Here is a 15,547-nt window from a genome sequence, read left to right on the forward strand (position 1 = left end):
GCTGGTGGAGGAGTTAGTCATGAACGAAAAACACGGGTGTTCCTGTGCGCAGCATTTGGCGCAGGGTTTTGCCAGGCAGTCGATCAACGCCGGGGAGGGCGAAATCTATCAAATCTCGCTGATGAGCGCGCTCATCGACGGGGTCTACGAGGGCGAAACCACCATTGCCGAGTTGCTCAAACACGGCAACTTCGGCCTCGGCACCTTCAATCATCTGGACGGTGAACTGATCGCTTTCGATCGGGAAATACACCAGCTGCGCGCCGACGGTAGCGCCCGGCCGGCCGGCCTGCAACAGAAAACCCCCTTTGCCGTCGTCACCTTTTTCCAGCCCAGCGTCAGCCAGCAATTCGACCGGCCGATCACCAAGGCACAGCTGCACCAGTGCATCGACGAACAGGTCGCCTCGCCGAACCTGTTTTGCGCGGTACGGGTCGACGGCGAATTCAGCCATGTGGAAACCCGCACCGTGCCGCGCCAGGAGCGGCCCTACCGCCCGATGCTGGAAGCGATAGAAGAGCAGCCGACCTTCTCGTTCCACCAGCGGCGCGGCACGCTGGTCGGCTTCCGCTCGCCGGATTACATGCAGGGCATCGGCGTGGCCGGCTATCACGAACACTTCGTTACTGACGACCGCAGCGGCGGCGGCCACGTACTGGACTACCAGCTCGATCATGGCCATTTGCAGTTCGGCGTCATCACGCGTCTCAATCTTCAGTTGCCGCACGATGCGGATTTCTTGCGCGCCAACCTCTGCCCAGAGGATTTGGACCGCGCGATTCGTTCCGCCGAGGGCTAACCCCGGCGATTGTTTTCTTAGGAGGTGGAACCATGGCACAGGAAAAAACAGGCAATGACTGGCAATGCGGCGCCGATTTGGTGGTGAAAAACCTGGAAGCGCAGGGCGTCAAACACGTTTTCGGCATTCCGGGCGCCAAGATCGACCGGGTGTTCGACTCGCTGGAGGACGCGCCATCGATCGAAACGGTGGTGGTGCGGCATGAGGCCAACGCGGCCTTTATGGCGGCGGCGGTCGGCCGCCTGACCGGCAAGGCCGGGGTGGCGCTGGTCACCTCCGGGCCGGGCAGCTCCAACCTGATCACCGGGCTGGCGACCGCCACCTCGGAAGGGGACGCGGTGGTGGCCTTCGGCGGGGCGGTGAAGCGCGCCGACAGCCTGAAGCAGACGCACCAGAGCATGGATACCGTCAGTATGTTCCGGCCGGTGACCAAGTATTGCGCCGAAGTGCATGCCGGTTCGGCGATTTCCGAGGTGATCGCCAACGCCTTTCGCCGCGCCGAGTTCGGCCGGCCGGGGGCGTCGTTCGTCAGCCTGCCGATGGATATCGTCAATGAACCGGTCAGCGCGCCGGTGCTGGCCGGCTGCCGCTTGCCACGCATGGGAGCCGCCGCGGCAGACGACATTCAGGCGGCGGTGAAACTGATCCGCCAGGCTAAATGCCCGGTCTTGCTGCTCGGCCTGCAGGCCAGCCGGCCGGAGAACAGCGAGGCGGTGCGCCATCTGCTGTACCGCACCCATATGCCGGTGGTCGGCACCTATCAGGCGGCGGGGGTGATCGACGTCAACCACTTCGCCCGTTTCGCCGGCCGTGTCGGCCTGTTCAACAACCAGCCGGCCGATCAGCTGCTGCAGAAGGCCGATCTGGTGGTGAGCGTCGGCTATGATCCGATCGAATACGATCCCTGCATGTGGAACAGCCACGGGCGGCTGAAGCTGGTGCATCTCGACGTGCTGCCGGCGGATATCGATACCTGCTATCGGCCGGACGTCGAGCTGGTGGGCAATATCAGCGCCACGCTGAACATGATGACCGAAGCATTCAATGAGGCGGTCTGTGTGCCGCCGGAGGTGGAGCTGATCCTCTCCGATCTCGGCCGCCAGCGCACTGAGCTGGCGGAGCGCGCCGCCCGCCGCGGCGGCATGCCGATCCACCCGCTGCGCATCGTCAAGGAGCTGCAGGACATCGTCAGCGACGACGTAACCCTGTGTGTGGACATGGGCAGTTTCCACATCTGGATCGCCCGCTATCTTTACAGCTTCCGTGCCCGCCAGCTGTTGATCTCCAACGGCCAGCAAACCATGGGGGTGGCATTGCCGTGGGCCATCGGTGCGGCGCTGGTGCGCCCCGGCGACAAGGTGGTGTCTATCTCCGGTGACGGCGGCTTCATGCAGTCGAGCATGGAGCTGGAGACCGCGGTGCGGCTGAAAAACAACATCGTGCACGTCATCTGGGTCGATAACGCCTACAACATGGTGGAAATGCAGGAAGTGAACAAATACCAGCGCAAATCCGGCGTGGAGTTTGGGCCGATTGACTTCAAGGCCTACGCGGAATCCTGCGGCGCGGTCGGTTTCGCCGTGCAGTCGGTGGAAGATCTGCGGCCGATGCTGCGCAAGGCGATGGCGATCCAGGGGCCGGTAGTGGTGGCCATCCCGGTCGACTATGCCGACAACTATAAGCTGATGGCGCAGATGAACTTCAGCCAGATGATTTAATTTCATCATCATCGTGCCGTTTCACCGGGGCAGGCCGCTTGCGCGCCTGCCCGTTTTTATGCGCGGAATTTGTCCTTTACTTCGCTAACTGCATAATTTATTGCTATCCGTTGGGCTGTTTTTTCACCACTGGGGATAGCGCAATGAAAAGAAAAGCAATAACGATCGGGCTGCTGGCGTTGGCGATTGCCGGCGGCGCGCGGGCCAATACGCTGGTCTACTGTTCCGAAGGCTCGCCGGAAGGCTTCAACCCACAGCTGTTCACCTCCGGCACCACGGTAGACGCCAGTTCGGCGGCGATCTACAACCGGCTGGTGGATTTCAAACCCGGCACCGTCGAGCTGCAACCCAGCCTGGCGGAAAGCTGGGAGGTGAGCGAAGACGGCAAGCGCTATACCTTCCACCTGCGCAAGGGCGTGGCATTCCAGAGCAATAAATATTTCACGCCCACCCGCGATTTCAACGCCGATGACGTCATCTTCTCGTTTATGCGCCAGAAGGACGCCAACAACCCGTATCACAAGGTCTCCAACGGCGCTTACACCAACTTCGAGTCGATGGAGTTCGGCACGCTGATCGACCGGATCGTCAAGGTGGACGAGCACACCGTGCGCTTTGAGCTCTCCCGCGCCGAGGCGCCGTTCGTCGCCGATCTGGGCATGTACTTCGCCACCCTATTATCGGCGGAATATGCCGACGCGATGCTGAAGGCCGGCACGCCGCAGCGGGTGGACAACGATCCGATCGGCACCGGGCCGTTCCAACTGATGCAGTACCAGAAGGACGCGAAAATCCTCTACAAGGCGTTCGATCGTTACTGGGAAGGCAAACCGAAGATCGATCGGCTGGTGTTCTCGATCACGCCGGATGCGACGGTGCGTTACGCCAAGCTGCAAAAGAACGAGTGTCAGGTGATGCCGTTCCCCAACCCGGCGGATCTGGCGCGCATGCGGCAGGACGGCAACCTTCAGGTGATGGAAAAATCCGGCCTGAATATCGGCTTCCTGGCGTTCAATACCCAGAAAAAACCGTTGGATAACGTCAAGGTGCGCCAGGCGCTGGCGCTGGCGGTCAACAAGCCGGCGATCATCGATGCGGTGTTCCACGGCGCCGGCCAGCCGGCCAAGAATCTGCTGCCGCCGACCCAGTGGGGCAGCAACGCGCAGCTTGAAGACTACCCGTATTCGCCGGAGCGGGCGAAGCAGCTGTTGCAGGAGGCCGGGTTGGGGCAGGGCTTCGATATCGATCTATGGGCGATGCCGGTGCAGCGGCCCTATAACCCCAACGCCAAGCGTATGGCGGAGATGATCCAGGCCGACTGGGCTAAAATCGGCGTGCGCGCCAAAATCGTCACCTTCGAGTGGGGCGAATATTTGCAGCGGATTAAAAACGGCGAGCACCAGACCGCGCTGATGGGCTGGACCACCGCCAATGGCGATCCGGATAACTTCTTCGGCCCGCTGTTCACCTGCGCTTCGCTCGGCGGCTCCAACTCGGCGAAATGGTGCTACAAACCGTTCGACCAGCTGATCCTGCAGGCGCGTGAAGAGAACGATCATGCCAAGCGGGTGGCGATGTACCAGCAGGCGCAGGTGATGATGCACGATCAGATGCCGGCGCTGATGATCGCGCACTCGACCATCTTCGAACCGGTGCGCAAGGAAGTGAAAGGCTACGAAATAGACCCGTTCGGCAAACACATCTTCAAGCAGGTGTCGCTGGAGAAATAAAGCGGGGCGCCGCATTGCCGCGGCGCCCAAAACGTTACCAGCTGTAGCTGACCGTCGCGGTGACGGTACGGCCACTGCCGTAGAAACAAGCGTCCACGCCGCCACAGGACGAAACGTAATGCTTGTCGGTCAGGTTGTTGACGTTAACCTGCAGCGCGGCGCCTGCCAGGCTCGGAGCCACTTCTCCCAATTCGTATCGCGCCATCCAGTCATACAGCGTAAAGGCCGGCACTTTGTAGGTGTTGGTCGCATCGCCTTGGCTGGCGCCGCTGTAGCGTACCCCAGCGCCGGTGGAGAGGCCTTTCAGCGGCCCTTGCAGGAAGCTGTAGGTTCCCCAGGCGGAGGCGGCGTGCGTCGGCACCATCACCAGCGTCTTGCCGCGCTGATCGTCGACATAGGTTTCTTTGGTAACGATGTCGGTATAGGTATAGGCCGCCATGAGCTCAATGGCCGGGGTGAGCTGTGAATGCACTTCGGCTTCCAGTCCTTTGGAGCGCACCTTGCCGATCTGCTCCTTATACTTGGTGACCGGGTTGGTGGAGCTGACGTTTTTCTGCGTCAGATCGAACAGCGCCAGTGTCACCAGCGTGTTGCCGTTTTTCGGCTGGAATTTCACGCCGATTTCGGTTTGTTCACCGGTGGTGGGCTTGAACGGATCGGTGCCCGGCGCGCCGGTATCGAGGTTGGGTTCAAACGATGTGCTGTAGCTGATGTACGGGGCAATGCCGTTGTCAAAGGCGTACAGCAGGCCGCTGCGGCCAGTCAGCTTGGTGTCGTTTTGCTGACTGTCGCTGGATCTCAACATGTCCTGAGTGCGTAGCTCGGTCCAATCATTGCGCAGCGACAACAATAAATTCCAACCGCCGTAGCTCATCTGATCCTGCAGATAAACGCCGAGTTGATCCAGCACCTTGCGGTTATCGGTGACCTTCGGCAATGCGCTTTCGTTGACCGGCATGCCGTAAACCGGCCGAGTCCAGTCGAGGAAATAGCCAGCGCTGTCGCCGCGCCAGTTTTGGGTATTGACCTTGCTCCACTTGTAGTCAAGGCCGGTCAACACGCTGTGCTCGACGTCGCCGGTGCTGAATTGCGCTTTCAGTTGGTTATCCAACCCCAGCTCATGGGATTTGACGATATCTTTTTGCGGACGGCGCTGCAGCAGCGTGCTGTTTTTGGCTTGCGACATGAACACCAGATATTTGTAACGTTCATCCACCGTGGTGTAACGCATGTTCTGCTGGAAAGAGAAAACGTCGTTGATATAGTGCTCGAAGATATAGCCGAACGAGGTTTGTTCGCGGCGAGCCTGATTGAAACCGGGATCGCTGACGTTGAAATCATACGGCAGATAGCCGGCGCTGCTTTTGATCGCCACGCCGGAGGTCGGCAGGAAGTTGCGGTAGCCGTTCTCCGGTTCTTTCTGGTAGCTGGTCAACAGGGTGAACGTCGTATCTTCATTGGCGATATAGGTCAGCGCAGGTGCGATGGCGAAGCGTTTTTCCTTGTGATCTTTGATACCGGTCTCTTTGGTGCCGGCGATGCCGTTAAGGCGGTACAGCAGTTTGGCGTCCTCGTCCAATGCGCCGCCGAAGTCGAAAGCGGCCTCTCCTTGATGCAGATTGCCCGCGCTCAATTGAAGTTTGCGAATAGCCTGGACGACGGGGCGCTTGCTGGTCATCGCCACCAGCCCACCCGGGTTGGCCTGGCCGTACAGCACAGAAGCCGGGCCGCGCACCACCTCAACGCGTTCAAGCAACCAGGGATCGATCTGGCCGCTTTGATAGCTCAGGCCGTCCAGATATTTTGGGGCGTAACGAAAGCCGCGTACGATCACTTCGTCGCTGCGGTTAGAGGTGCCGCGGTATTCCGCCACGACGCCGCTGGAGTATCGCAGCGCCTGAGCAACGGAAGCCGCATCCTGTTGATCCATTTGATCGCGCGTGACGACGGTGATGGCCTGCGGCGTTTTTACCAACGGCGCGGCGCTTTTGGTTCCCGCCGCGCTTTCTTTGGCGACGATGCCCTGCAGCGGCGCGGTGACGCTTTCCTGTACGCCGGCGACGACGGTGATATCACGCTCAACGTTGTCGGTTTCGGCCTGTGCGCCCGGCACCAACAGCATGGCTGAGGTCAGCAAGAGTGTGGATGCATGTGCCTTGGCTGGGTGACGCAGAGGTTGATTAGCGGTATTTTTGGGTTGTTCTGACATTTTTCATCCCTTAAAAAACAATTTTATATCAAGCTATTGCTGTCTTTTTCTCATTTGGCGCCGCCGAGAAGGGCTGCGCAGTTCCTTGCCATAATGAACGGTGGGCGAATGGCTTACCGTTTTGCAGAGCCACGCTTCGAAGTGGCCTTGTTGACCTCAGGCGCGTTGATTTATAATTGGTTACATTTTATTGAAAATACAAATGATTCTCAATGCCATTTGCATTGTCAAGAAAGCAAAAACCGCCGGGTGCGGTAAACAGGGAAAAAGGAAAAATGCATTCGCTTCATGCTGATGGCCTGGTGCTCAACCTGCTGCAAAGGCCCGATCTCGGCGGGGAAGATTGGTGGCGTCAGGTCGCGGAGTTGGGAACACCGCTCGTTGAACCGCTGCCTGCAGCTCAGGTGCGCGTTACCTTTTTCTGGCGCGACCCATGGGGCGATGAACGGCGCTCGCCGATTAAAAAGGTGTATGTCGATATCAACTGCGTGACCGACCATCACAGCCCCTCGCCACAGAGTCTGGAACGCTGGCCGGGTAGCGATATTTGGTGGTGGCAGTTCACTATTCGTGGAGATTGGCGAGGCAGTTACAGTTTTATACCCATTGAGACGGCGCAACTGCCGCCCGCTTTTACCGGCGATGCAGCTCAGCGCCGGCAGCAACAGCGTCAGTGGTGGTGTTCGTTGTTTCCGTTGATGCGCCATGATCCGCTCAATCCAGTGGCGCCGCACTGCAGCAGCCGCGGTTTCCCGTTGTCTGCGATACATTTGCCGGCGGCGCCGGATCAATCAGCGTGGCGGGCGTTGGACGCCGGGCAAGTATTGCCCGCCGCGTCTGAGCGTTTGCAGCACTTCTTTTGGCACAGCGAACGATTGGCTAACCGACGCAACATCTGGCTGTACGCCACCGGCGCAGGGGAAGATCGCCCGTTAGTCGTACTGCTGGACGGGCAATTTTGGCTGCATGGCATACCGATTTTTTCCGCACTGGACGCCGAGACACTCAACGGAAGGCTGCCGCCTGCGCTTTATCTGTTTATCGACGTGATAGACATGGCGCGGCGTGCGGAAGAATTGGCCTGCAATGCGGCTTTTTGGCGGGCGGTGCAAGAGGAGCTGCTGCCGCAGGTGGCGACGCGTGAGTCTTACAGCGACGATCCGCAGCGTACGGTGGTGGTGGGGCAGAGTTACGGCGGGTTGGCGGCATTGTATGCCGGGTTGCATTGGCCGCAGCGTTTCGGCTGCGTATTGACCCAGTCAGGCTCTTTTTGGTGGCCGCATATCGAAGCGATGATGAACCCTGCCGAGGAATATACCGCGGACGTCGGTTGGCTGACTGAGCAGGTGCGTGGGGGCTTGTGCGCCGCAACGCCGCTGCGCGTCTTTCAAGAGGCTGGTGAAGGGGAGAGGGACATCCATCAGGTCAATCGCCAAATGCATCGGGCGCTGGTGGAGGCGGGACATCGGGTCGATTATCGCGTGTTCGCCGGCGGACATGACGCCGTCTGCTGGCGCGGCGGTTTGATCGATGGGCTGCGGGTGCTGTTGGCCCCCTGTCATGGCTAAGCGAAGGCCGGGGTAACCCGGCCTTTTTCATGCCTGCGGCGCGTCGCAGTGGTAGCGGCCGCGCGGGATCACCAGCGGCGTGTGGGACAGCGGATCGTCGATGATCATGCACGGCATGCCGAACACCCGTTCCACCAGCTCGGCGGTAATGATCTCCGACGGTTTCCCCTCAGCCACGATCTTGCCGTCGCGCATGGCGATGATGTGATCGGCATAGCGGCAGGCGTGGTTGAGATCGTGCAGCACCGCGATGAGGGTTTGGCCGCGCTCGCGGTTGAGCTGGCGGAACAGATCCAGCAGCTCTATTTGGTGCGCGATGTCGAGGTAGGTGGTCGGTTCATCCAGCAGCAGCAGCGGCGTTTGCTGCGCCAACGCCATCGCCACCCAGACGCGCTGTCGCTGTCCGCCGGACAGCTCGTCGACGCTGCGATCCGCCAGCTGGCTGACGTTGGTGGCCGCCATGGCGGCTTCCACCGCCTGTTTGTCGGCCTGCGTCCACTGTTTCAGCAGGCTCTGGTGCGGATAGCGGCCGCGCGACACCAGGTCCGCCACGGTAATGCTGTCCGGTGCGATCGAGGTTTGCGGTAGCAGGCCAAGCTCGCGCGCCAGCGCCTTGGTGGCGAAACTGCTGATGTTCTTGCCGTCCAGCATCACTTCGCCGGCGCTGGGTTTCAGCAGGCGGCACAGGGCGCGCAACAGCGTCGATTTGCCGCAGGCGTTCGGCCCGACGATCACCGTGAAGGCGCCGTCGGGGATCGCCACGCTCAGATCGTTAGCGATGATTTTATTGTCGTAGCCCAGCTTCAGGTGCGAGGCGTGCAGGCGGTGGCTCATGGCATTATCACTCTTCATTATCTGCGGGCCTCACGGATGAGCAGCCAAATCAGGTACAGGCCGCCGATGCAGACGGTCACGACCCCGACCGGCAGTTGGATCGGCGCGAAAAGATGTTGGGACACCACGTCGGCGCTGAGCAGCAGCGCTGCGCCCATCAGCGCCGATGACGTCAGGGTGACCGAGGATTGTCCGGCCAGGCGGCGGGCGATCTGCGGCGCCGCCAGCGCGATAAAGGAAATCGGCCCGGCGGTGGCGGTGACGGCGGCGGTGAGGGTAACGCCGAACAGCATCAGCCACAGCCGGCTGCCTTCGGCGTTCACGCCCAGCGCGCGCGCCGTGTCGTCGCCCATTTCCAATAGCTGCAGCCGTTTGCCCATCAGCAGCGCGGCCGCGGCCGCCAGCAGGATGAACGCCGTGGCGGGCTGGGCTTTCTGCCAGGTCATGCCGTTGAGCGAACCGGCCTGCCACATGGCGGCGTCCATGGCGCGCTCCAGCGAAGCGGTGATGATCAGCCAGGTATTGGTGGAGACCAAGACCGCGCTGATGGCGATGCCGACGATGATCAGCCGGAAGCCGGCGATGCCTTGCCGCCAGGCCAGCAGGTAGATGGCCAGCGCGGCGAGAATGCCGCCGGCCAGCGCGCCGCCGGCGATGTAGTAATAGCCGCCGTTGAACAGGGTGATGGCGATCAGCGCGCCGGTGTAAGCCCCCATGTTAAAGCCAATCACGTCCGGGCTGCCGAGCGGGTTGCGGATAATCGACTGGAAGATGGCGCCGCTCATGCCGAGCGCGCCGCCTAACAACAGCGCCATGGCAATACGCGGCAAACGCCATTGGGTGACCACGGTGACCAGATTTTTCGGCGCCTCGCCGCTGAGCGCGGCAAAGACCTGTTCCAGCGAAAGTTGCAGTGTGCCGTAGCACAGCGCGGCGACGGCCATCGCCAGACATAGTGCCAACAGTGAAAGGTTGACCAGCAGCAGGCGCAGCGGCATGCGCCAGTTGACGACGCCGTCCGGGCGGCCGATATGCAACGTGTGGGGCAGACTCATCACAGACCCCCCAGTGTTTTCTTGCGGCGCACCAGCCAGATCAGCACCGGCGCACCGATGAAGGCCGCCACGATGGAAACCCGCAGTTCACCGGCCGCCAGCAAGCGGCCGACCACGTCGGCGCACAGCAGTAAAATCGGCGCCAGCAGCATGGAGTAGGGCAGGATCCAGCGCTGGTCGGGGCCGACCCACCAGCGGGCGATATGCGGCACCATCAGGCCGATGAAACTGATTGGGCCGACGGTGGCGGTCGCCGCGCCGCACAGCAGCGTGATGGCGATCACCGCGACAATCTGAGTCAGTACTACGCGCGCGCCGAGCGCGATAGCCAAATCCTCCCCCATACCGATGGTATTCAGCGGCCGGGCGATGAGCAGCGTCAGCAGGCAGCCGAGCAAAATGGCGGGGGCGGTGACCGGCAGCGTGGACAGCGTGCGGATATCCAGCGTGCCGGCCTGCCAGAAGCGCAGTTGGTCAAAGGTTTGCGGATCGATCAGCGACAGCCCGGTGGTGATGCCGAGCAACACCGCGCCGATCGCCACGCCGGCCAGCGTCAGCCGCACCGGGTTGATGCGCCCGCCCGCCAGCGTGCCGATCAGGTAGACCAGCAGGGTGGTGAGGGCAGCGCCGACGAAGGCATAGGCCATATAGCTTTCAGTGGTGGCGGCGCCGAAAAACATGATGCCGATGACCACGGCGAAGCTGGCGCCGGCGTTGATGCCGAGCACGCCAGGATCGGCCAGCGGATTGCGCGTCAACGCCTGAATCAGCGCGCCGGCGGCGCCGAGCGCCATGCCGGCTAAAATGCCCGCCAGCGTACGGGGCACCCGGGCGTTGAGAATGATGGTGCTGTCGGAACCGCTCGCGGCGCCCTGCAGGCTGAGCCAGACGGTATGGAAGGGGATGGCCTTGGAACCCAGCATCAGGCTGGCAATGATGCACAGCAGCAACAGCACCAAACCGATACCGAACCCGGCGAGGCGTTTGAAGCCACTGGCGTAAGCTGCGTGCGGTGCGGACGAAAGCGTCCGCTCAGTCGGAGTGGGTACGTTCACACCGGTAACTCCTGTATGATTTTTATTCTCATTGTTATTTGCGTTCATGCGGGGTGGCAATAGTAGCACGAGTTTACGCCCGCATGCACCCGCCGGTTGGTGGCAAAGGTGCGTTGACGATGTTAATAACTATTGATATTTCAATTGATTGAATGTGAACGATCGCCCCGCTTGCGGAAAGCGTCGGCAGGCGTCTGGCCTGCCGACGATGTGGCTCAGGGTTTTTTGAACAGCCGTTCGATTTGGTTCAGCATGTTGGTGGCGCTGTAATAATCGAGGCGGAAGGTGTCGTTGCCGACGGCATAGACGTGCCGCTGTTCCACCGGCTCCAGATGTTTAAGGAACGGGTTGGTCAGCACCTCTTGCACTTTGCGCTCATTGGTGGCGAACAGGATCAGGGTTTTGCCGTTCAGGCCTTCGGCCATTTTTTCGCCGGAGATCTGGATGATGTCATGGCGTTTACCCATGCTGGCGTTGCCTTTGGCGCTTTCCGGCGGGGTGGCCAATTGGAAGCCAAGCTGGGTCAGCAGCTTGCCCTGGGCGGAGCCCGGTGTCCACAGCATGGCCTCGCGGCCGTTGTCGGCATACACCAGCGGCGTGGTCGGCTGTGGCGGCAGGGTGATCGCCTGCTTCACTTGCTTCACACGCTGTTCGAAACGATCTTCCGCCTGTTTGGCGCCGGCTTCGTGACCGGTGATCTCACCGAGCTCGCTGGCCAGCTGTTGCCAGCTTTTGTCGCCATAATCGAGTACTAACGTCGGCGCAATGGCGGACAGCTGATCGTACAGCTTCAGCGCTGAATCCCCGCCGGTGGCGGCGACGACGATCAAATCCGGCGCGGCGGCGGCGACGGCTTCGGCATTGGGCTCCACCTGATACAGCCGTTCGACGTGGCGCTGTTTGGCCACTTCGCTCCACTGGGTAAAGAAGCCTTGTTTATCGGCCACCAGGGGATTTGGGCTGGTGGCGGCGCTGGCGACCACCGGGGCGTCGATCGCCAGCAGCGTACCGGTGATGGTGACGCTGGTGGACACGATGCGCAGCGGCGGTTTTTCCAGCGTGAACTTCCCTTTGGCGCTATCGATGGTGCGCGGCCAACTGCTGTCGGCAGCGGGGGCGGACGGTTTCTGCCCGTCGCTCTTGTCGTCCGGGCCACAGCCGCTGAGCAACAGGCTGGAAGTGGCGATGAATGCAATGAACAGCTGGCGTAAGGATAGGGTCATGAGCGGGCTCTTTCTTTCCTTGAACTAAGGCGTATCAATCCGGCGGCGGATTGGCTGCGTGGTGGATGCCCGCTAATTTACCATTCAAGCCGGCAAAATGATAACCATTCGTATCTCAGCGCGTGGTGAATAAAGAAAGAATACGAAGAAAAGGGAAGTGGGTGAGACAGAAACGAAAAAAGCGCCAAAAGGCGCTTTTTTCTGAATGGGTGGGTCGTGCAGGATTGATTCGGCCTGTGGCCTCACCCTGCGGGCAACGCTGCGCGTTGTCGTATCGCTACGCGATGCTCGAACCTCTACGGTTCTTCATCCTGCACGACTCGGTAAACTATGCCGGCGAAAGATGAAGTCAGAGTCGGATGGCGCAGAAACGAAAAAAGCGCCAAAAGGCGCTTTTTTCTGAATTGGTGGGTCGTGCAGGATTCGAACCTGCGACCAATTGATTAAAAGTCAACTGCTCTACCAACTGAGCTAACGACCCGCAGAAGTGGTGGGTGATGACGGGCTCGAACCGCCGACCCCCTCCGTGTAAAGGAGATGCTCTACCAACTGAGCTAATCACCCACTTCAGGACTTCCAGGTACTGCTAAACGAGAGAATGATGGTGGGTGATGACGGGCTCGAACCGCCGACCCCCTCCGTGTAAAGGAGATGCTCTACCAACTGAGCTAATCACCCTCATTCGTTCTCATTTTTCTCAACAAGATGGTGGGCGATGACGGGCTCGAACCGCCGACCCCCTCCGTGTAAAGGAGATGCTCTACCAACTGAGCTAATCGCCCCGTCTTGTTGGAGTCGCATTATAGGGATAGTTCAAAGTGAGTCAACGCTTTTTAAAATGATTTCAATCGTTCGCCGCAAATTTAGGCAGGGCGCGATAATTATCGCCAGCAGCGCCGATTCTTTGCGCGATGCTATGCGAAACTCGCCGCAAAACGCGCGAAATCGACCGGCGCAATATCGTGTCGGCGTTGAGGAATTAGCGCGTGGTGATACAATGTCGTCCACTCTTTTTTCAATTCCGAGCAATCGTCGGCCATCGCCGACACGCGTTGCGTAATAAGGCAGTGAACCCAATGAAAATCAAAACCCGTTTTGCACCGAGCCCGACCGGCTATCTTCACGTCGGCGGCGCGCGTACCGCACTTTACTCCTGGTTGTTCAGCCGCCATGCGGGCGGTGAGTTCGTTCTGCGTATCGAAGATACCGATCTGGAACGTTCGACCCAGGACGCGATCGACGCAATTATGGATGGCATGAACTGGTTGAACCTGGATTGGGATGAAGGTCCGTATTTCCAGACCAAGCGTTTCGATCGCTACAACGCGGTCATCGACGAGATGCTGGAGCAGGGCACGGCCTATAAATGCTATTGCTCCAAGGAACGTCTGGAAGCGCTGCGCGAGAAGCAGATGGAAAATGGCGAGAAGCCGCGTTACGACGGCCACTGCCGCGACAGCCAGTGCAGCCACACCGACGACGAGCCGCACGTGGTGCGTTTCCGCAATCCGCAGGAAGGGTCGGTGATCTTCGACGACAAAATTCGCGGCCCGATCGAATTCAGCAACCAGGAGCTGGACGATCTGATCATCCGCCGCACCGACGGTTCGCCAACCTATAACTTCTGCGTCGTCGTCGATGACTGGGATATGGAAATCACCCATGTGATCCGTGGTGAAGACCACATCAACAACACCCCACGCCAGATCAACATTCTCAAAGCGCTGGGTGCGCCGGTGCCGGAATATGCGCACGTGTCGATGATCCTCGGCGACGACGGTAAAAAGCTGTCCAAACGCCACGGCGCCGTGGGCGTGATGCAATACCGCGACGACGGCTATCTGCCGCAGGCGCTGCTGAACTACCTGGTGCGCCTGGGTTGGTCCCATGGCGATCAGGAGATCTTCTCCATCGATGAGATGAAAGAGTTCTTCACGCTGGAAGCGATCAACAAATCCGCCAGCGCCTTCAACACCGAGAAGCTGCAGTGGCTGAACCACCACTACATCAACCATATGCCGGCGGAAGAAGTGGCGGTGCATCTGGCATGGCACGTTGAGCAACTGGGCATTGAAACCCGCAACGGTCCGGAACTGAAAGACCTTGTCAAGCTGCTGGGCGAGCGTTGCAAGACGCTGAAAGAGATGGCGGAGTCTTGCCGTTACTTCTACGAAGACTTCAGCGAGTTCGACGCCGACGCCGCCAAGAAGCACCTGCGCCCGGTCGCGCGTCAGCCGCTGGAAGCGGTGCGTGCCAAGCTGGCCGCCATCACCGTCTGGACGCCGGAAAATGTGCACGACGCCATTCAGGGCACGGCGGATGAGCTGGGTGTCGGCATGGGCAAAGTCGGCATGCCGCTGCGCGTCGCGGTGACCGGCGCCGGCCAGTCGCCGGGCATGGACGTGACCGTGCATGCGATCGGCCAGAAGCGCTCGCTGCAGCGTATCGATATGGCGCTGGCTTACATCGCCGAGCGTGAAGCCCAGGCCTGATTAGGCTGATACGCCGTAAATGAAAAAGCCCCGTGGAGCGATCCCGGGGCTTTTTTATTGCTTGCTGTCAGGCTTGTTCGCCGGCCGGCAAACCCGGACGGTAGGCGATGAAATACATCAGCCCGACAAAGCCGGCGCCGCCCAGCGCATTGCCGAGAAATACCGCGACGAAATTAGGCAGATACTGTTCCCAACCCATGCCGCCGGCAAAGATGGCCGCCGGGATGATGAACATATTCGCCACCACGTGCTGGAAGCCGATGGCGACAAAAGCCATGACAGGGAACCACATGCCGATCACTTTGCCCGGCACATCTTTGCTGGCGAAGGCTAACCACACCGCCAGGCACACCAGCCAGTTGCAGCCGACGCCGGAAATGAAGGCGTGCAGGAAGTCCGCATCCACTTTGGCCTGCGCGATCGCCAGCGTCTTATGCAAGAACGCGCCTTCGGTCAGGCCCAGCAAATGGCCGAAGAAGTACGCGACGGCCACGCTGCCGGCCAGGTTGGCCAGAGTGACCCAAAACCAGTTGCGCAGCACGGCGATGGCGGGGATTTCGCGGGCAAACCAGGCCATCGGCAAGGTCATCATGTTGCCGGTCAGCAGTTCGCCGCCGGCCAGAATGGTCAGGATCAAACCGATAGGGAAGACCGCGGCGCCCAACAGGGCGCCGAAAGAGCCCCATTCAGCCGGCAGGGTGCCGATGACGTGAATATCCAGCAGGAAGCCGGTGGCGATAAAGGCGCCGGCGAGAAAGCCCAGAATCAACAGATTAGCGAGAGGGGCGCGGCTTTTGTTTACCCCGGCCTGAACGGCGAGGGCGGCGATTTCTTTTGGTGAATGCAAAGACATGACGGACTCGG

Annotated in this window: 11 protein-coding genes, 4 tRNA genes and 1 other RNA gene; 5 read left to right on the forward strand and 11 right to left on the reverse strand. The window is 60.4% G+C overall.

Features of this window, described 5'->3' with window-relative positions; all coding sequences use genetic code 11:
- Nucleotides 1-19 precede the first annotated feature (19 nt).
- The 3 genes from budA (at nt 20) to ACJ8IL_RS12635 (ending at nt 4,247) form a co-directional block, all read left to right on the forward strand.
- Nucleotides 20-799 carry an acetolactate decarboxylase gene (gene budA, locus ACJ8IL_RS12625; protein WP_060433797.1) on the forward strand — a complete coding sequence of 260 codons (780 nt, stop codon included), beginning with the start codon at nt 20-22 and terminating at the stop codon, nt 797-799.
- 32 nt (nt 800-831) lie between these two features.
- Nucleotides 832-2,517 (forward strand): acetolactate synthase AlsS, encoded by a 1,686-nt coding sequence (alsS, locus tag ACJ8IL_RS12630; RefSeq protein ID WP_099816964.1) that lies wholly within the window; start codon nt 832-834, stop codon nt 2,515-2,517.
- Nucleotides 2,518-2,660: 143 nt separating this feature from the next.
- A complete protein-coding gene (locus ACJ8IL_RS12635) occupies nt 2,661-4,247 on the forward strand; it encodes an ABC transporter substrate-binding protein (protein WP_442516573.1) in 1,587 nt (528 codons plus the stop codon).
- Between the two features lie 34 nt (nt 4,248-4,281).
- Here the strand turns inward: ACJ8IL_RS12635 and ACJ8IL_RS12640 are convergent, their stop codons facing one another.
- Entirely contained in the window at nt 4,282-6,456 is a 2,175-nt protein-coding gene (locus ACJ8IL_RS12640) for a TonB-dependent siderophore receptor (protein WP_141967428.1), read from the reverse strand.
- Nucleotides 6,457-6,731: 275 nt separating this feature from the next.
- Here ACJ8IL_RS12640 and fes point away from each other — a divergent pair, with 275 nt between their 5' ends.
- Complete coding sequence (fes, locus tag ACJ8IL_RS12645) at nt 6,732-8,024, forward strand: enterochelin esterase (protein ID WP_060433789.1); 1,293 nt, start codon at nt 6,732-6,734, stop codon at nt 8,022-8,024.
- 27 nt (nt 8,025-8,051) lie between these two features.
- Here the strand turns inward: fes and ACJ8IL_RS12650 are convergent, their stop codons facing one another.
- From ACJ8IL_RS12650 to ACJ8IL_RS12690, 9 genes are all read right to left on the reverse strand, one after another.
- Nucleotides 8,052-8,858: an ABC transporter ATP-binding protein gene (locus tag ACJ8IL_RS12650; RefSeq protein ID WP_060433787.1), complete on the reverse strand. Its 807-nt coding sequence runs from the start codon at nt 8,856-8,858 to the stop codon at nt 8,052-8,054.
- 17 nt (nt 8,859-8,875) lie between these two features.
- Complete coding sequence (fepG, locus tag ACJ8IL_RS12655; protein WP_099816966.1) at nt 8,876-9,913, reverse strand: iron-enterobactin ABC transporter permease; 1,038 nt, start codon at nt 9,911-9,913, stop codon at nt 8,876-8,878.
- A complete protein-coding gene (gene fepD, locus ACJ8IL_RS12660; protein WP_127146830.1) occupies nt 9,913-10,968 on the reverse strand; it encodes a Fe(3+)-siderophore ABC transporter permease in 1,056 nt (351 codons plus the stop codon). Before fepD ends, fepG begins: the two co-directional genes overlap by 1 nt.
- A gap of 215 nt (nt 10,969-11,183) precedes the next feature.
- Entirely contained in the window at nt 11,184-12,191 is a 1,008-nt protein-coding gene (fepB, locus tag ACJ8IL_RS12665) for a Fe2+-enterobactin ABC transporter substrate-binding protein (protein WP_261126520.1), read from the reverse strand.
- 207 nt (nt 12,192-12,398) lie between these two features.
- A non-coding RNA gene (locus tag ACJ8IL_RS12670) (RtT sRNA) lies at nt 12,399-12,522 on the reverse strand.
- A gap of 74 nt (nt 12,523-12,596) precedes the next feature.
- A tRNA-Lys gene (locus tag ACJ8IL_RS12675) sits at nt 12,597-12,672 on the reverse strand.
- Nucleotides 12,673-12,679: 7 nt separating this feature from the next.
- Nucleotides 12,680-12,755: transfer RNA gene (locus ACJ8IL_RS12680), tRNA-Val, on the reverse strand.
- A 38-nt stretch (nt 12,756-12,793) separates the two neighbouring features.
- A tRNA-Val gene (locus ACJ8IL_RS12685) sits at nt 12,794-12,869 on the reverse strand.
- A 28-nt stretch (nt 12,870-12,897) separates the two neighbouring features.
- Nucleotides 12,898-12,973: transfer RNA gene (locus ACJ8IL_RS12690), tRNA-Val, on the reverse strand.
- 294 nt (nt 12,974-13,267) lie between these two features.
- Between ACJ8IL_RS12690 and gltX the strand changes: the two genes are divergently transcribed.
- On the forward strand, nt 13,268-14,683 hold the full coding sequence (gene gltX / locus ACJ8IL_RS12695) for a glutamate--tRNA ligase (RefSeq protein ID WP_025303764.1): 1,416 nt from the start codon (nt 13,268-13,270) through the stop codon (nt 14,681-14,683).
- A gap of 67 nt (nt 14,684-14,750) precedes the next feature.
- Here gltX and ACJ8IL_RS12700 read toward each other — a convergent pair whose 3' ends face one another.
- A complete protein-coding gene (locus tag ACJ8IL_RS12700; RefSeq protein WP_043143749.1) occupies nt 14,751-15,536 on the reverse strand; it encodes a formate/nitrite transporter family protein in 786 nt (261 codons plus the stop codon).
- Between the last annotated feature and the right edge of the window lie 11 nt (nt 15,537-15,547).

This window comes from Serratia sp. CY47444, assembly GCF_052168635.1.
Lineage (GTDB): Bacteria > Pseudomonadota > Gammaproteobacteria > Enterobacterales > Enterobacteriaceae > Serratia > Serratia bockelmannii.